The sequence below is a fragment of the Halopseudomonas nanhaiensis genome (assembly GCF_020025155.1).
Lineage (GTDB): Bacteria > Pseudomonadota > Gammaproteobacteria > Pseudomonadales > Pseudomonadaceae > Halopseudomonas > Halopseudomonas nanhaiensis.
Window position 1 is genome coordinate 638,230 of record NZ_CP073751.1, and the last position, 17,942, is coordinate 656,171.

13 protein-coding genes and 1 tRNA gene are annotated in these 17,942 nt (G+C 57.6%); 6 read left to right on the forward strand and 8 right to left on the reverse strand.

Annotation, left to right across the window (positions count from 1 at the left end; genetic code table 11):
• The first annotated feature begins 53 nt into the window (after positions 1-53).
• Positions 54-1,163, forward strand: coding sequence for an NADH:flavin oxidoreductase (locus tag KEM63_RS02905; protein WP_223654716.1), 1,110 nt, complete (start codon positions 54-56; stop codon positions 1,161-1,163).
• Positions 1,164-1,181: 18 nt separating this feature from the next.
• Here the strand turns inward: KEM63_RS02905 and KEM63_RS02910 are convergent, their stop codons facing one another.
• Both KEM63_RS02910 and cysZ read right to left on the reverse strand, forming a co-directional pair.
• A complete protein-coding gene (locus KEM63_RS02910; protein WP_223654717.1) occupies positions 1,182-2,399 on the reverse strand; it encodes a glycosyltransferase family 4 protein in 1,218 nt (405 codons plus the stop codon).
• A 53-nt stretch (positions 2,400-2,452) separates the two neighbouring features.
• Positions 2,453-3,196, reverse strand: a complete 744-nt coding sequence (gene cysZ, locus KEM63_RS02915; RefSeq protein WP_223654718.1) for a sulfate transporter CysZ — start codon at positions 3,194-3,196, stop codon at positions 2,453-2,455.
• 134 nt (positions 3,197-3,330) lie between these two features.
• On the opposite strand from cysZ, the gene KEM63_RS02920 reads away from it, so the two are divergent.
• The 5 genes from KEM63_RS02920 to KEM63_RS02940 all read left to right on the forward strand — a co-directional run bounded on the left by KEM63_RS02920 (position 3,331) and on the right by KEM63_RS02940 (position 12,020).
• Positions 3,331-3,930 (forward strand): peroxiredoxin, encoded by a 600-nt coding sequence (locus KEM63_RS02920; RefSeq protein ID WP_223654719.1) that lies wholly within the window; start codon positions 3,331-3,333, stop codon positions 3,928-3,930.
• 97 nt (positions 3,931-4,027) lie between these two features.
• Positions 4,028-4,975: a thioredoxin-disulfide reductase gene (trxB, locus tag KEM63_RS02925; RefSeq protein WP_279346889.1), complete on the forward strand. Its 948-nt coding sequence runs from the start codon at positions 4,028-4,030 to the stop codon at positions 4,973-4,975.
• Between the two features lie 130 nt (positions 4,976-5,105).
• The gene (locus KEM63_RS02930; RefSeq protein ID WP_223654720.1) at positions 5,106-5,420 is read left to right on the forward strand and encodes a DUF2388 domain-containing protein; all 315 of its coding nucleotides are present in this window, start codon (positions 5,106-5,108) and stop codon (positions 5,418-5,420) included.
• 86 nt (positions 5,421-5,506) lie between these two features.
• Positions 5,507-7,372, forward strand: coding sequence for a DUF7844 domain-containing protein (locus KEM63_RS02935; RefSeq protein WP_423747848.1), 1,866 nt, complete (start codon positions 5,507-5,509; stop codon positions 7,370-7,372).
• A 625-nt stretch (positions 7,373-7,997) separates the two neighbouring features.
• Positions 7,998-12,020 (forward strand): NACHT domain-containing protein, encoded by a 4,023-nt coding sequence (locus KEM63_RS02940; protein WP_223654722.1) that lies wholly within the window; start codon positions 7,998-8,000, stop codon positions 12,018-12,020.
• 585 nt (positions 12,021-12,605) lie between these two features.
• Here KEM63_RS02940 and KEM63_RS02945 read toward each other — a convergent pair.
• The 6 genes from KEM63_RS02945 to KEM63_RS02970 all read right to left on the reverse strand — a co-directional run bounded on the left by KEM63_RS02945 (position 12,606) and on the right by KEM63_RS02970 (position 17,937).
• Complete coding sequence (locus tag KEM63_RS02945) at positions 12,606-14,255, reverse strand: hypothetical protein (protein ID WP_223654723.1); 1,650 nt, start codon at positions 14,253-14,255, stop codon at positions 12,606-12,608.
• Positions 14,252-15,169, reverse strand: a complete 918-nt coding sequence (locus KEM63_RS02950) for a toprim domain-containing protein (protein ID WP_223654724.1) — start codon at positions 15,167-15,169, stop codon at positions 14,252-14,254. The genes KEM63_RS02945 and KEM63_RS02950 overlap by 4 nt, the downstream gene beginning before the upstream one ends.
• Before the next feature lie 203 nt (positions 15,170-15,372).
• A complete protein-coding gene (locus KEM63_RS02955; protein WP_223654725.1) occupies positions 15,373-15,585 on the reverse strand; it encodes a helix-turn-helix transcriptional regulator in 213 nt (70 codons plus the stop codon).
• Between the two features lie 100 nt (positions 15,586-15,685).
• Positions 15,686-16,357: a hypothetical protein gene (locus KEM63_RS02960; protein ID WP_223654726.1), complete on the reverse strand. Its 672-nt coding sequence runs from the start codon at positions 16,355-16,357 to the stop codon at positions 15,686-15,688.
• Positions 16,358-16,425: 68 nt separating this feature from the next.
• The gene (locus KEM63_RS02965) at positions 16,426-17,667 is read right to left on the reverse strand and encodes a tyrosine-type recombinase/integrase (protein WP_423747826.1); all 1,242 of its coding nucleotides are present in this window, start codon (positions 17,665-17,667) and stop codon (positions 16,426-16,428) included.
• A 183-nt stretch (positions 17,668-17,850) separates the two neighbouring features.
• Positions 17,851-17,937, reverse strand: a tRNA-Leu gene (locus KEM63_RS02970).
• Between the last annotated feature and the right edge of the window lie 5 nt (positions 17,938-17,942).

The window sequence follows — 17,942 nt, forward strand, 5'->3', positions numbered from 1 at the left end:
GTCAGCTTTTGACATCGCATTGAATACAAACAGATCTACAAGGAGATTTTCGCATGTCCGCAGATACCCGCCCTTTATTCGAATCGTTCGAGCTGGGTCCGCTCACCCTCAATAACCGCATCGTGATGGCCCCGATGACCCGCAATTTCTCGCCGCGTGGCGTGCCGAACGAGCAAGTGGTTGAATACTACCGTCGTCGCGCGGAATCCGGCGTCGGTTTGATCATCACCGAAGGCACCACCATTGATCATCAGGCGGCCAATGGGTATCCCAATGTTCCCGCATTCCACGGCGACGAGGCGTTGGCCGGCTGGAAGAAAGTTGTCGAGGCGGTCCATGCTGTCGGCGGCAAGATCGCTCCGCAGTTGTGGCATGTTGGTAACGTGCGTCGCCTGGGCACAGAGCCGAATGGTGAAGTGCCCGGCTATGGCCCAATGGACAAGATCAAGGACGGCAACAAGCTCGTTCATGGGATGACCAAGCAGGACATCGATGACGTCGTACAGGCGTTCGCCAAGGCGGCAAAGGATGCCAAGGCGATCGGTATGGACGCCATTGAACTGCACGGCGCCCACGGTTACCTGATCGACCAGTTCTTCTGGGAAGCCAGCAACCAGCGTGATGACGAGTACGGCGGCAGCATGGAAAACCGCGGCCGTTTCGCGGTGGAGATCGTCCGTGCCGTGCGTGCAGCCGTTGGCCCGGATTATCCGATCATCTTCCGTTTCTCACAGTGGAAACAGCAGGATTACACCGCCCGCCTCGCACCCACGCCCGAGCTGCTCGAGCAATTTCTCAAGCCGCTGTCCGAGGCTGGCGTGGACATCTTCCATTGCTCGCAGCGCCGTTTCTGGGAGCCGGAGTTCGAGGGATCCGAGCTGAACCTGGCGGGCTGGGCACGCAAGATCACCGGCAAGCCGACCATTACCGTCGGTAGCGTCGGACTCGACGGCGAGTTCCTCGAGTTCATGGTCAAGACCGACAAGGTTGCGCAGACGCAGAATATCGACGGCCTGCTGGAGCGTCTGGGCAAGGGCGAGTTTGATCTGGTCGCAGTGGGCCGCGCGCTGATCGTCGATCCGCAGTGGGCCGAGAAGGTGCGCGAAGGTCGCTTTGCGGACATCCTGCCGTTCAGCCGGGAAGCGCTGAAAACCCTCGCCTGATCCACCGGACCCTTCGCCCTAGGCGCGGGGTCTGCTCCCGGCAGGTGCAATGGCCGCCGCGCTCGATCGCGTTGCGGCGGCTTTTTGCAGGTACCCGGCGAAGCGCTGAATGATCCCGTCCCAGGTCAGCTGGCAGGCGCTGTGTCGTGCATGCAGGCGTACGCCGCGAAGCCCTTCCACGTCCGCCATGAGCCATTGCAGATTGTCGAGAAACTGATGTTCGTCCGCAGCGGTCGCGACGCATCCGCTGTAACGATCGCTGATGTGCTGATTGGCAGCTGCCAGGTCGAACGCATTGACCGCAAGACCGGATGCCATCGCCTCGAGCACCACATTGCCGAAGGTTTCGGTCAGGCTGGGGAACAGGAAAATGTCCGCGCTGGCATACAGGCGTGCGAGTTCCGGTCCGGTCAGGCTGCCGGTAAAGATCGCATCGGGAAGCTGTCTCTCAAGCTTGCGACGTAGCGGACCGGCCCCGGCCATCACCAGTCGCACGCGTCCCTCGTTGTTGACGCGTTGCTCGCTCACCGCCCGCCAACTGTGCACGAGCAGATCCAGATTTTTTTCACTTGCCAGTCTACCCACATACAGCAGTACCAGATCCTGCTCGCCGGCTTGCCAGCTTCTGCGCAAGCCGGCGTCGCGGTGCCGTGGATGGAAGCGCTCGGCGTCCACGCCGCGGCCAAGCATGGCGAGGTTCTGAATGCCCAGCCGTGCCAGTTCATTCTGCTGCGTCAGGCTCGCAGTGAGTGTGAGCGTTGACTGATTGTGGAACCAGCGAAGGTACGCGCCCGCCGCGCCGCCGAACATGCCCAGCCCGTAGTGCTCGGTGTACTGATGGAAATTGGTGTGGAAGCCGCTTACCACAGGTATTTCAAGGCGGCGCGCGGCGCGCAAGGCTGACCAACCCAATGGCCCTTCGGTAGCGATATAGATGGAATCGGGCCGCTGACGCGTCCACAGTTGAGTCAGGAGCCGGCGCGCGCTACGCCCCACCTGCAGCTCCGTGTAGCGGGGCAGGGGCAGGCCCAAGACTCTCTGCTCGGACAGGTGCCCGGCCTCGTCCCGACCCGGGTATTCACCCGTCTGGGCCGGACGCACCAGTTCTACCTGATGGCCGTGTTGCAGCAGTCCTTCGCACAGTCGGCCGAGCGTGTTGGCCACTCCGTTGACTTCGGGCGGATAGGTTTCGGTGACCAGTGCGTAGCGCTGGGGGCGGGAAGAGGGTGTTTTCATCGGACCATTCTGCGCCCGATGGGTGATCGATTTATGACGGAATTATTGCCGATTTATGGCATTGGCAGCTCGCGTTCCCGCACCCACATGATGGTCGAGCCGGCCACAGCGGCAGGCATCACCAACAGATTTACCAATGGGATCAGCATTCCGAAGTACACCGGCAAACCAAATCCGAGCGAGAGCAGCCGGCGCCCTCGCATCCAGCGCAGCATGTCGATGAAGGTGACCTTGTCATTGTCCGCCTGGTAATCCACATACTGTACAGCCATCATCCAGACGCCAAATGCCAGCAGCAGAGGTGAAGCGACCAGATTCACCACCGGGACCAGCGTCAACGCCAGCAGTACCAGCAATCGCGGCAGGTAATAGGCAATCTTGCGCAGCTCCCGGCCGACGCTGCGAGGCACCACCATCAGTATCTCGCCATAGGTCGTCGGCGGGCTCACCAGGCCACGCTCCTGTTCGGCGATCTTTTCCGCCAGGAATCCATAGAACGGCGAGGCGATCAGGTTCGCCAGAACGCTGAACCCGAAGAAGAGCGTCAGGATCACCACCAGCGCGAAGAGCGGCCAGAGCAACCATTCGACGAATCCGGCCCACTCCGGGAGGCTCGGAACCAGCCGGTCCATCCAGTAATTGAACTGGCGCGCACCGAAGCCGATCAGCGCGGCGAACAGCACCAGATTCAGCAGCAAGGGTATGAGCATGAACCGGCGCAGCCCTGGCCGGCGAATGATGCGCCAGCCCTCGCGGAAGTAGTCCGGACCACGTAACGGATTCAAAGGGGCATTCATGTTTGTGATTCCTTGATCGAGAACAGTGATCGGCGAGCCGATAGCGGTAAACTATGCACGCAATGCACTGATTGGAATACCTAACTTGCTGGCGGTGCCCTAAGATAGCCCCGCTCGATATCACAGGAGTTTACATGAGCGTACTGGTCAACCGTCCCGCCCCCGACTTCATCGCGCCGGCGGTTCTGGCTAACGGCAGCATCGTCGAGGATTTCGATTCCTCCACGCTGCGTGGCAAGTACGTGGTGGTGTTCTTCTGGCCATTGGACTTCACCTTCGTCTGCCCGTCCGAAATCATTGCGCACAACAATCGCATGGACAAGTTCAGGGCCCTAGGCGTCGAGGTGATCGGTGTCTCGATCGACTCCCAGTACACCCACTTCGCCTGGCGCAATACCCCGGTGGAGAAAGGCGGCATCGGGCCGGTGGACTTTGTCATGGTCGCCGATGTGAAACACGAGATCACCCGTTCTTATGGTATCGAGCATGCCGACGGTGTGGCGCTGCGGGCCTCCTTCCTCATTGACCGTGAAGGGATTGTTCAGCATCAGGTTGTCAACAACCTGGCGCTTGGACGCGAGGTGGACGAGATGGTCCGCCTGATCGAAGCGCTGCAGTTCACCGAAGAGCACGGCGAGGTCTGCCCCGCTGGCTGGCGGAAGGGCCAGAAGGGCATGAAGGCTGACGCCGAGGGCGTCGCGGCCTATCTTGCCGAGAACGCCGGCCAACTATGAATTCATTTTGCGAGCGGCGTCCGGAGTTCGTCCCCTTTTCCCGGTCTGCCGCTCCTTTTCTTGATACCACCGCCTGCGCGGTGCTTTGGAGGTCCTGATGTCTGAAGTGCGTCATTCCCGCCTGATCATTCTGGGTTCCGGCCCTGCCGGTTACAGTGCTGCGGTGTACGCCGCGCGTGCCAACCTCAAGCCGCTGTTGATCACCGGCATGCAGATGGGCGGTCAGCTGACCACCACTACCGAGGTCGACAACTGGCCCGGTGATGATCAGGGTGTGCAGGGGCCGGAGTTGATGGAGCGCATGCGCAAGCACGCCGAGCGGTTCGAGACAGAAATTGTCTTCGACCACATCAACAAGGTCGATGTGACCCAGCGCCCGTTTACCCTGACTGGCGACAGTGGAGTCTATCAATGCGACGCGCTGATCATCGCCACCGGTGCCTCGGCTCGCTATCTCGGGCTGCCGTCCGAAGAAGCGTTCATGGGCAAGGGCGTGTCCGCCTGTGCCACCTGTGACGGCTTCTTCTACCGCAATCAGGATGTAGCCGTGGTCGGCGGCGGTAACACCGCCGTCGAAGAAGCCCTGTATCTGGCAAACATCGCGCGCAAGGTCACCGTAGTGCATCGCCGCGATGTGTTCCGTGCAGAAAAGATCATGGTCGACAAGCTGCTGGCGCGCGTTGCCGAAGGGAAGGTCGAGCTCAAGCTGAACTGTACGCTCGACGAGGTGCTCGGTGACGTCAGTGGTGTGACCGGAATGCGCATTGCGCATAATGAAGGCGGGACCGAGGACATCGCCCTGAGCGGGGTCTTCATCGCGATTGGTCATACGCCGAACACCGGCCTGTTCGAAGGCCAGCTGGACATGCATGACGGCTACCTGAAGATCAAGAGCGGTACCGAAGGCAATGCTACAGCTACCAACGTTCCGGGCGTATTTGCCGCCGGTGACGTGGCCGATCACATCTATCGTCAGGCCATTACCTCGGCCGGCGCCGGCTGCATGGCCGCGCTGGATGCCGAGCGGTTTCTGGATCAGCAGTGATCGGGAGGCTGTCGGGGCCGCTGCGCTCCGGCAGCCCCGCGTTCCCGGCACCTTCCCATGGCCGCGCGGTCCTAACGTCTGGGCGCGTCGCGCCGATTGATCTTTCTCGATTCTTTCTTGAGGTGTCGTGATGAAACCACTCTCTCTCGTCGTCCTGTGTCTGCTGGGATTCGCATCCGCAGCGTCCGCCAGCAGTTTTGTTGGTACTACCGATACGATCGGTGCCTCCCTGGCCAATACAGTCGAAGGGACCACCAACATCACTTCCTCGGCCGCCAATGACAAGGTGGTGCTCGAAGCGCGGACCGATGCTGCGTCTTTTGTCGCCAGCCGGGGTGAAGTGCGTGGCGTTCGACTGGAAGCTGCGTTGAATCACATCAGAGCCACGCAGCCCCGTCTCGAGGCCAGTGACATGCAGCTGGCCGAAGCCATTCTGGCTCTTTGATCAGCGCCTCGCAGGCATTGCGATTTGCTGCTGTAGCGCTGGCGTTGTGGTGGTCGGCGGTGACGCAGGTTGCCGCCACCGAGCTGATGCTGGACGACTCCCGGCTGGATGATCGCCAGCGGCGGATCTCGTTCGAGCTCATCACCCAGGTACGCCAGCACCTCCCTCCCGGGTTTCTTTCCGCGCTTGAACGCCCTGTCGAACTTGCCTGGAGCACGCGGCTACCGCCTCAGGTGATTGGCCGCGCAGGGGTGGATGGCCGCATTCTGCTCAATCGTCGCTGGCTCAGCTCGCTGGTGGTCGGAGAGCGGGTCGATCTGTTCGCCGCGCGCAACCATGGCTCACTGCAGGCCGAGCTGCTGGCAACCATCATTCATGAGCTGGCGCACCTGTATGACCGCGCCCGGGTCGGCCCGCCAGGTCAGCAAATGATGTTGCGTCGGTGTCGTTGGCAGAAGAACAGTGTCGGAACGGTGGGGCTCGCGCGGCAGTGTCGCGGTAACGCCGAGCGCAGACACACCTTCAGCGACGACCCGCGGCTCCTCGATCTCGCCGGATGGACAGAACAGGTTGGAGGGCGCGGTGAGCGCTTTGATGCCTCCGACCAGCCCGATCGCAGCCCCGATGCCTATGAACAGACCAGCCCGGCAGAATTTGTCGCGGTGAATCTGGAGTACTTCCTTCTGGATCCGGCGTACGCGTGTCGCAGACCAGCTCTGCACGCGTATTTCGCTCGACATTTTGGCTGGGCGCCGGCTTCTTTGCCCTGTGATCAAGGCGTTGCGTTCGTTCGGGGTGGCCTGAGCGACGATCAGGCGGCCGTCGGCTCGATCGACCCGGCGCGGGTATATGCCGTGCATTACCTGCTGGCCGAGCCCAATCGCAACTGGGCCAGCCGCTGGGGTCACAGCATGCTGCGGCTGGTGATATGCGCCCCTGGTAGAGACCCCGGGCCCGACTGCCTTCTGGATCTGGACCATCACCTGGTGTTGTCATTTCGCGCGTTCGTCAATGCTCTGCAACTGTCCAGCTGGGACGGCCTGACGGGCGAGTATCCCTCCCGGCTGTTCATCCTTCCGCTGAGCCGGGTTGTCGACGAATACACAAGGCTTGAATTGAGAGGATTGCAGTCGATTCCATTGAAGCTGGATGCGCACCAGCGGGCCGCTCTGGTGCGACAGGCCGCTCAGCTTCACTGGAGTTACGACGGGCGCTACTACTTCATCAGCAACAACTGCGCGGTCGAGACGCTACGTTTGCTGCGTATCGGCACTGCAGATGAGCGGCTGACCGGTTTGGAAAGCGTCACCCCTGTCGGGGCGCTGCAACTGCTTGATGCGCAGGGTATGGCCGATCCGGCGGTGCTGGACGACCGTCGCGCGGCGATGCGCGCGGGCTACTATTTCGACTCCCACCGCGAGCGGCAGGAGGCGATGCTCGAGGTGCTGGAGGACGAGCTGGGCCTGCGCTTCGATCATGTCGAGCAGTGGCTGGAACACCCTGCAGACGCTCGCCGCGCGCTGATAAGCCAGGTCGGGCAGCGCGGTGCCGCCGCGCTGCTGCTGCTCGAACAGGCCGCCCATGACAGGCAGGTTTTGCTCGCTCAGCAGGCGTTGCTCTCCGACTACCTCTCCCAGGCGGAAGCGTTGCAGGAGGCCGGGATGATGATGCAGGCGCTGGTGGGTAAAAGTACGTATTTCAGTCGACCAGCGCAGGTTCTGGACAGGGGTTACGGCCTGCCACAGCCCGAGGAGATAGCCGTACTCGAGCGTGAAGCGAGCGCACGCAAGCTCGAATGGCAGGCGCTGGCAGACGAGCTGGAGAACCGGCTTCCCGATCTGCTGGCGCCGGAGCGCCGAGCCGAGCTGGAAGGCGCCCGCCGTAATCTTGCATTGATTGCTGAGAGGCTGCGTGCACTGCATCGCCAGAATGGCGGGCTGACGCTTCCCTGAGCCGCTCCGGCAGACGTGTGTTTCCAGGATCAGTCCAGCCCGATCCTGATCTACCGCGCACCGTTATGTTCGACGCGCAGACTCAGATCACCGTGCGGAGCCAGCTTGAGCCTGAACTATATCGACGGCGCTGGATGGCGTGCGCAATCCCTGCTCGCCCGCAAAAGCGGATCGATACACGCTCGTTCTTTGCTAAGGAGGTTGGTGCGCGCGGACATACGCAGAACGTCAGACAGGGAGTCAGACTTCGGGTCATACAGGGAAGTTGAAATCACCATCCCGAAAGGATGGTGCTCGGGGGAGAATGAAACCGTTGCGTTAAGCCTATGATTATAAAGGCAATAATTGAGTTTTACTTTTTATCTACTCACAGATATACGCACATTTACAAAGGGTGAGCCGACCGTCTATCGAGTTGTTTCCCCACAAGTGCCACGGCGCTGTAAGCGATTCAACCGTAATCTTTTACACCCGAAAATTCGATCAGTTCAAGCCGGCTGGATTTAGACGCAAGCCTAGCAATAATGACGTACTATCGCCGTGGAGGGCCGTTAGGCCTCTTGTCAGCTCTTGCAAACGATAACGCCTGGTTTTGGCTCAATTTCTCTTATCATAGTGTTCATCTATGAATTCGACCTTCTATATTCCGCGCAAGCTTCTGAGCGGAGACGGTACATACACCGAACGATCTTTGTTAGAAGCTTCTAACTGGATCGTTGTCCTTGCTGAACCTGGCGGTGGGAAAACCGAGCTTATGGGCAGCTTGGCCCAAAAGCTGGGGGTATCTACCGTAGCTGCAAATGTGTTCGGCCATACAGGGGCGGATACAGAGCGTTGCCCGCTTGTCATCGATGCATTCGATGAGCTAGCTAAGGTCGATCAAAGTGGCATACACAAGCTTCTCGCTCACGCTAAAAAGGCCTCCCCGACGCACGTCATCATTTCGAGCCGTTCGAGCGAGTGGGGGGATGCCGCTACCATCGCATTTCAGAATTTTCTTAGTCACCCTCCATTGGTAGTTAGGTTATGCGAATTTGACGAGGCGCAGCAGAAGGCTATCTTTGATAATCATATACACGGCGAAGACTTTGATCTATTCAAGACGCAAGTTTCGCGGTTTGATTTAGAAGCTCTCCTACCAAATCCTCAGTTTCTGAAATTGTTTGCTGATGCCTATATCGAGAGTGGAAAGGAATTTGCGGACAAGCGATCTATCTTCTCGCTCGCCGTGGAGCGCTTAGCAAAAGAGGCGAACAGAAATATCGCGAGCATCACTTCGCCACTATCAACCATGCAAAAGGTTGGCTTAGCTTCGGAAGTTTTTGCCAAGCTGTTATTGTCTGGTGCTGGCGGCGTTACTACAAACGAAGCGACGGAAGACCGGCTGTATCCACTATTAGCTTCGCTATCCAGTACCCACTTAAAGCTCAATGGTATTTTAGCCACTCGGCTTTTCAAGCCTGGCGACAAAGCAGATCAACACAGCCCGGTACACAAGATAGTCGCTGAATATTGTGGCGCTGCCTATCTTACAAGACGGGTGGCTGACCCTGCGGATTCATTGACGCTTGCCAAGTGTCTGCCTATTATCGCCCCGAACTCTGTTGTCCGAGACGAGCTCCGGGGCCTCCTCGGCTGGATGGCGACGTTAGGAAATAAGGCTACCCAGGCATCCATAATCGAGCTAGATCCTTATGCTGTGCTCGCCAACGGGGATCCTTCTCAGCTTGAGCAGGCATCCAAACGCTTGCTTATAAGGCGCCTCAAGGAAGTCGAAGCGCAAGATCCATATTTTCGAAGGGGCGACTATCAGCGCAGATTCAGCGTTGCAGGTTTTTTCAGCGAGGACATTGTAGGTGAGATCAAGCCTGTGCTTGAGAGTGGGAGCAACGGACACTTGCGCGAATTAATGCTCGAGCTGATTAAAGGGTCGCCTGCAGTAAAAAGTCTGGAATGCGATTTGCGTCAGATACTTCTGGCGCCCGACGAAATGCCACACACGCGCTGGTTAGCGTGCGATTGTTTGCTCAATCGACCGGAGAGTGATCAGACCGCGGACTTGGCGGTGCTAGTCTCCGAAGCAAGCGCTGGTTCGCTGAAGGTTGCCGCCGAGATCATTGCATCTGTAGGCCCTGAAACGATTGGGCTCGCCCATATCACGAGGTTTTTGAAAGCTTGTGCAGGCCTCTACCCTAGCCGACAGCAGCGCCGTGAACGGGTGATAGGGGGGCGTTATTTTGTAAGACGGTTAATCGCAAAATTCGAGCTGCCGCTCCTTATTCAGATTTTGAACGAATTGACGGGCGATATAGCCTGCAAATGCGGCCTGCGATTTTACGAGTGCGATTGTCGAAGCGGCATCAGTAAGATCGTTGGCTTACTGCTAGACCGCTATTTCGAATTAGCCGCTCCTCCCTATGATTCTCAATGCGTCTGGCAGTGGTTGCGAAACCTGCGATACGACAGGCAGCAAAGCATGGACCAGAGCAATGCTGTTAAGGTGCTCCAAGAAGATCACGCATTGCGCCAAGGGATCATCGCGCAGGTATTTAGTGCGTTGACCGATCCAGACCTTATTTTTGAGACCAAGATTCGCAGCTTCGACTGGCACTCCCACTCCGGTCTAACCTTTCGTTCCGAAGACTATCAATTTCTGACTGACTTGGCCTTCGATATCGACAATCCGGCGTTGTGGGGAAGTTTCATGGCTAGGCATAACCACCACCGAAGCAACTTTGAACGGGGGGGCGACATATTCCGGCGCCGCATGCGTGAACAAGCATCAAAGAAGCCACTGTTTATGCGTGAGTGGGTCAAACATAATAGATCGGGCGCCGCAGCTCGGAAAGAAAATAGGGGGCTGTCCTTACGACGAGCTCGACGACTGACGCGCCGCGAGAAAAAGCAGGGCGACCTCTTGGCAGCAAGCAGAAAGTATATCCAAGAGAATCGAGAGCTTATCGAAAGTGGACGGCATTGGTCTTGCTTAATTCGTTGCGCAGATCTTGTGCTGGCTCTGCCGGAAGAGATTGATAACGAGTTCGGCGACAGGAATCTTGTTCACAACGCTCTGGTTAACTGCCTCGACTATATAGCCCCGTCCATCCCCGATCTCTTGAAGCTCGCCGAGCTGCGGTGTGCTTCGCTGCACCAGGTTTCGGAAAAGATTCTATACGCGGCTTGTTTGGAGATACTTCGCGAAAAGGGTAGTTTGGAAGATGTGGATGTTGGGCTTCTGCAGGCGCTGCGTACAAATATGAATATGTACTATGACGCGGTTTCGGAGGAAGAGCGGTTATCACTGAAGGTTGAAGTAGATAGATTGATATTCCCCGATCCTCAAAGCTCCGAAAACTATTTGCGTGAATATCTTGAGCCTCAGTTAGGAAGCTCTGAATGTAATCGTTCCGCGGTTTGGTTGCTGCAAGATGATGAAGCGTTCAGTCACCTGCGCGCTTCGTTATCAATTGACTGGCTTGAAAGATTCCCGGAACTCAAGGTGCATTCGCTGGATACTCTATTCGAAATTGCTGCTCAGCATGGTAATCGTGACCATTTGAAAAGGATAATCCGCTCTCGCTGTGAGGGCCTCTTTTCGCATCTTGCGTCTCCCGAAACGGATGGAAATTTTGAGGAACGGCAAAAGTTCTGGTTTCTACGGGCGTGGTACTTCCTGAGTGACGGAACCGAAGCATGCTGGGACTGGCTTAAGTCTGACCCTGATACGTTGTTTGCGCTTAGCAGACGATCTGGCCGCATGGACTACCACGATCATCCGTATTGGCCAAAACTTACCCCACCTATGGTCGAATCGATCTTGGATGCTTTTATAGAAAAATGGCCGAAGGTAGAGCTAGCAAGCCAATGGGGGACGGATAGCCCAAAGGAAGAGATCGCGTACCGCTTTTTGCGAGAGATCGTATGGTTGATCGAGTCAGATGATCCTCGCGAAGCGATCCCGGTCCTTGAGCGCCTTCTTGACGATCCGCGATTTGATGATATGCATCAGGCTCTAAAGAGTATTCATACTTCGCAACTACGCAGAAGCGCATTGAGGTATTTCGAACCACCTACACCGGCCGAAATCGTCGACCGGCTGGATCATAATTCAGTAGTAACCGTGGAAGGGTTGCGTCAAACAGTGATGCAAGAGTTGGACGACCTCCAAAAGGCTGTCGATGGTGGAGAGTTCAATACTGCTAATCGCTTCTATGAAAAAGGTGACCGGCTTGGCGAAGTTCGATGTACAGAAATCATCGCGGAGCGGCTCAGCCTAAGATTGGAGCCTCAGAATATTTCAGTGACGCCGGAGCATCAGTTGAAGGATGCAAATCGGAGTGATTTCACAGTTACGAAGGTTATCGACGGCAAGCGACGGTTGTTGGTCACCGAGGTCAAAGGGCAATGGCATGCCGAGCTGTTTACCGCTGCTTCCGCCCAGCTTCATGATCGTTATGCTATTCATCCTGACGCGGAGCAACAAGGCATATTCCTTGTGATTTGGTTCGGTGTAGATGAGAAGGTGGCGGGTCAGAAGCAGCATGGAATTGAGAGTGCAGACGAGCTAAAAAACAGTATCAAAACTGCGATGCCGCCTCAGCTGAAAGGCCTCATTGATGTATTCATTTTGGATGTATCCAAGGCTTAATAGTTATCGTTGGCTTGGTTCACAAACATCGAACGGCGAGCGACTCACAATGCTATAGAGACCAGTCGAGCATAATAGGTCAGTCGACTGGTGGATGCTTTGGAGGAGGGCATGTTGAAAGCTTGGGGACGAGCAAGTCGGAAACCGCCCATCCCTCCTTCTACAAACGACCGCGAAATGGGGGGCGGGGGTCAGATCTGCTGTGCGTTTAGCCTGTCAGCATTCGGTCCGCCGACATTGGAGTACGGTCGTAAAGCTCGCGTGCCCTCCGGCCAATTTCACACAGACGGCTCGTAGGTGCGTGGCAAGCTCTGCAGCTCATCAAGTGTGTCATGTATAGGTCTCGCGCTTCCCGCCACTTCTGAGAAGCCGTGGCGGCTGTTACGGTGAAGCGTTCTTCATTGATGCGGTCATCATTAGCCTGAGCGCTTGCAGCACTAAGTTCGGCTAGAAGTTCGGCCTTGTGGGCGATGATGTGCTGACGCAACCCGACGGTAAGACGGTCTGCCGGCGAGACGCGTAGCTTTTCCGCGACGCGCTCCACCGTCAGGCCCGCCCGGTGCAAGCAGTCCAGGGCGGCCATCTCTAAAATTCCTCAAAGTTCTGATCGGAGGGTGATTCCTTTCGTCCATTGCAGAACACCGACGGTACTGAAGTCCTAGATGTCCTCATGTCTTGCTCATCGCCGGAATCTGCTAGGACATCAGGACGTGCAGGACTTGCTTTCGGCCTTTGTTTTTTAGGCACAATCTCCCATAGCACCGAGCCACCAATTTTACCTAAGCTCCGACACTCGATGCCAAGCTGACGCAGGGCTGGCGCCGCTCTGCGTAATGCATCAGCGAATCCCTTGGGCGTTCTCGGCCACGCCTCGCTAAAGGGTGGCCGATACTTTTCCATTTCCTGCATCAGCGACTTTGCTGGCGCTTGCTTCCCTGAAGGGTTTTGCTCCAACCATTCCAGTACGGCGCCAGCAACCGGCGACGCATCGATAGTTCGTGCAAGGCTTTCTTGTCGGCTCGCATTGAACTGATCCATGAAAGCGCTGGCTGGCTCGCCTACAGCTTCGGCTACTGCCATGCCAAGTAATGCGAACTCAACCAGGCGCGGCTTTTCCCCGGGCGGCAATCGCATCGAGGGCAGCAGCACCAGCGCTCTTGCAGCGATATCGAGTAACGCGCCGATTAGACGTCCGCGCTCCCCTTCGTACTGTTGCCATAGGTCCGTCACCTCTACGCGCTCCCGTACCACGGGCATTTCGATACTCACGGTGCGGTCAATTAGGTCCTGCGCGGTCACCGCAGCAGATATCCCGTTGATCCCGACCGGACGCTTGACGTTTATGACGCTTTCGTCCGCATCGGTGAATAGCTTGCGCTTTGCGTACCCTCCGCCAGTGGCAATGGTGCATAGCGCGTCTTGAATTTGGGCCGGCAAATGACTGACGTTTTCATAGCAGACGATCCAGGATGCGCCAGCCCCCACAAAAACATCCTCTGCGCTTTTGGGTGCTGACCGTAGGTCGCAGGCGTTGGGGTCGATCAGTCGGCGCAGAGCGGCGTGGGTTGTACTTTTCGCCGTGCCCTGTTCGCCCATTAGCTCTATCAGCGGAAAGGGTGTATCGGGGCGCAGGCACTCAATCAGCCAGGCTAGGACCAGGAGACGCTGGTTCTCTGGGATGTTGACGATTCGCCAGAGCGGGGCGATTGATCCACCGGCAACGGGTGTTGGTAGCGGTTGCATCGCTTCGGGCCGGGTAAACCTTGCATCGGGTGACTCGATGATGGTCCAGCGTCCTGGCTCAATGCAGATGGCGCGGCTCTGCCCCGGCTCGGCAAGGTCCAGGAAGTACCGTCCCGCAGATCCAGCCACCCGGATATGAACAGGAAGGCATTCCCCGTCGAATCTTCCCAGCCCGGCGACGGTCGATAGCGCCTCTCTGACAGACTGGTCGCGGGCTGATTTGCCTGTATCCCGGTAGAAGCTGGCAATCAGCCAATCGCGGAACTGGCGACCATCAATCCGGCGAACCTCCCCGGTTGATAGGTCTTGCGCAAACACGTCCTTATTGTCGTCGTGGAACAGGGCAACGCGGGCCTCCATGTAGGCAACGAGCTGCGATGCCTGGCTCTGCTTGTCGGCGTCCTGTTCCTGCTCGGGGGCGGCTGAATCATCGCTCGGCAACTCGGGATATTCGGCATCAGGAATCAACGGTGCGATGTCGGCGGCGCTCATTGTGCGGACCTCCAGTTGGCAAGGTCGTTGAAGTCGGTCAGGTCCAGCGGTTCGGCCCCTGCCCAGGGTGGTAAGATCAGGCCACAACCAAGCGCGGCGGCGGCTTGGGTTGCTGCGGTACGTCCGGGGTTGCCTGCGGTCTGGCGGTCATCATCCCCCGCGACAATCAATTTGCTGTCCGGGTATTGCCGCTGTAGCTCTCGGCCTACTGCCAGAAGGTTGCCCGCATTCATGGCGCAGGCCACGGTGGCCCCGGTTTCAGCGTGGATCGTTGCGCCAGTTGCCCAGCCTTCGCAAAGGTAAAGCGGTTGGCCTGGCTCTAATGTGCCTAAGGGCGAATAGCAGCCCTTTACCCGGCCACCGGGCAGGAATCGCTTTGTCCCGTCTATACCGATGCGTTGAAGATTGGCTAGCTGACCGTTGCTGTATAGCGGTACAAACAGAACCCCGTCACGCTGACGCAGGCGATACGCTGCGACGCGCTTTTGGATCAGATAAGGGTGATGTGGATCAGCGGGCAGTGATGCGTCCCAAAGGCGGCTGGTATGGATTGCTGCGGCCAGGTGTCGCCTTGCTAGGTCGGCCTCTCGCTGGAGTCTTGCCCGCTCGGATCGCTGACGCAAAAGCTCCGCCTCTAACGGGTCGGCGAGGTTTCGATTGCTCCAGGTGTGCGTAGTGCCAGCTCTCCAGCTCCCGAACTTACCAGACGGGATGCCTTCCGGGTAAAGGACGTACCAGCCATTACGGCGGCCGGGCTTGTCGCCGGGTACGTCGAAACGGTGGATTGCGCCGTCTGCCTTCGGAATCAAGTCCAGCTGCCCGAACACTTCCTGCAACGCCTCATGGAAAGCTAGCACTGCCGAATTTTGGCAAGCCGATCCCGCCAACGCCTTCGCGCTGTTTTGAAATCTCATCGTTTATGCCCTCTGTATCAGCAGTGCGCTAGCACTAGTTGCGTCGTCATCGGTAGGAAGGGGTTGGCGTCGTTTGCTTTGTCGGGAAGCCAAGCATGCGCAACGCTAACCCCGGCGTTGGTATGCGTTGCGGCATACTTGATATTATGGGAGTGCGTTTCATCGGGGCTGGCCTGTTGGTCGGCCTTTTCTTTGTTTGTCATTTATGCAACGTCTCCCCGCTGACCGGCCAGCTTGTCACACCAGGCCAGGATTTCAGATTCAACCCATGCCACAGACTTGGGGCCGAGCGTGACTTGGGCTGGAAATGTACCGGCGGCAATGCGCCTGTAAATCTCGGAGGTGGAAAGGCTAGTGTATGCCTTCACTTCGGTGAGCTTGATGAAGCGCCGGGTAGGTGTGGTTTGCATGGCCATCGTGTGCGTCTCCTCGGACGGTTTGGGTAACGATGGGCATAGGTTGAAGGGAGGCGACGGTTCCGTCGCCGGGTAAAAGCAACCTTAGTTAGCTGCGCTTTTACCCCCCCAACTCTCTGCGTTGCTTTGCGACGGAGCTGACAATTCGCTCGGCTTCTCTGATGTCCTCAATCGTATGAATATGCGATGCCGACAGGAGGCCACAAGCGTCCCTGATGGCTTGGCGTTTGACGCCGCGTTTGGAAGGCTCAGGGTGATGCTCTAATAGGTATGTAATTATGTCCGCCAACAGCTCGCGTCTATCCCAGCCTGGCTTTCTGCCGGTTATCCATTTTCGTCCCGCAAGTTCTCGCTGCGCGCGGGTAAGGGCCGCAAGTATGCGATGGCCCGACTGATTATGCTCCCGTACGAGGTCTTCGAACGCGCAACTCCATGCGGAGTGAGTGATCTGGTCCAGCTCCGCGACAAGCCCCGGGGGAAGGTGGTTGAGCATCAGCTCGGCTTGTTCCTGCTTTTTTATCGTTTCGTCTGCCAGCGCTAGCTCTTCAGCAGGTGACGGGGAAGCATCAGCCATGGCCCGCTGGCCTTTATATCTACCGAGTTGCAACCCAAGCCATTCTGGGAGGTCATCGCCATACTTGTCGGTCAGGGCGGTGGCCAGCTTGTTTGCTTCTGGAGAGAGATGCGTATCAAGGGGGCCGGAGTTACGCCAATCAAGGCTAGTCCTCTCGCGGACTGGAAGAGCCTTAGTTCGGTTACCTTTTATAGCCATGGGATTTCCTCCAAATCTTCTACGTTGGCCCACCTAGTCTTGGTTCCCTCCAAATCAGTCGGACTGCTTTAACCGTGAGCTCTCTGTTTGATGGTCACGATGTTGTTACGCTCACACGCTGCGTCTATCGAATCCGCCCAGGCTTGCATCATCCCCCGACGTTGCTCCAGATAGTTGGCATGGTTGTAGGTGTCCCTGATGCCGTCGCTGTCACCATGAGCAAGCTGGCGCTCGATCCAGTCTCGGTTGAAGCCTAGACCGTTTAGCTCGGTGCTCAATAGATGTCGGAATCCGTGGCCGGTCTGCCGGCCTTCATACCCCATCACCCTTAGTGCCTTGTTGATGGTGTTCTCGCTCATGGGTCTGGAGCTGTCATTCTGGCCCGGGAAGACCAGCCGATAGGCGCCAGTGATCTCCTTGAGCTCGCGCAGGATCGCAACCGCCTGCGCAGGTAGTGGCACCACATGCGAACGTCGAGCCTTCATGCGCTCCTTTGGAATAGTCCAGGTGGCGGCGTCAAGATCGAACTCAGCCCAAGGTGCGGCGCGAAGCTCGCCGGGGCGAACGGCGGTCAGTAGTAACAAGCGAATGGCTAAGCGGGTCAGCGTGTTCAGCCGGGTCGTGTCGATCCTGGCCAGCAACTCAGGCAGTTCGGAAAACGAGACGTTCGGATGGTGACGTCTGTCTTTCGGCGGGGCGGCTACGACGTCCAGGTCAGTGGCTGGGTTGGCTTCCACTACGCCAGATGCAAGTCCGAATCTAAATATCTGGTGCAACCACTGGCGAACCTTCCTTGCTACGTTCAGTGCGCCCCTGGCTTCTACCGTGCGTACCAGTTCTACTAGCTCGGGCCGAGTTACCGCTCTCACCTGACGGGAGCCTATGGTGGGTAGCAGATCTCGTTCGAGATAGTGTAGGGCTTTGGATCGCGTACTTTCCGCCCAGCGAGGAGCGTTGTATTCAAACCATTCGCGAGCCAGTACCTCAAAGGTGATTCCTTCGAGCTTGTTGGCAATTTTCGTGGCTTTCTTCTGCTCACTGGGGTCTATGCCCTCGCTGAGCGTCTGTCGAGCCGCGTCACGTCTTTGGCGTGCCTTTAGGAGCGTCACTGCCGGGTAAGCCCCCAGCGCCATCATCTTCGCCTTACCGGCAAAGCGATAGCGGTAGCGCCATAGCTTCGATCCTGACGGGGTCACTTCGAGGCACAAACCGTTGGCGTCGGCTAGGCGATAAATCTTCGTCTTCGGCTTCGCCGTGCGAATGGCGCTGTCGGTTAAGGCCAAATCCGAGCCCCCTGTAAGGTGCGCCATCCGTAATCATCAGAGACGGCTGTGAGTAGATTTTTTGACCGAACCGGCCATACTCACAAATCTACTCACTATGGTTTGGGCTTGCAAGGGAGGTGTCGGGAACAGTAGGCAATAAAAAACCCGCACGGGGCGGGCTTCTTAGGGTGTTTTGGGGTCTTGCTGATACCACCTGAAAACTTCAGATGGTGCCTCGGGGGAGAATCGAACTCCCACTCTGTCACCAGAAACGGATTTTGAATCCGCCGCGTCTACCAATTCCGCCACCGAGGCTTTGC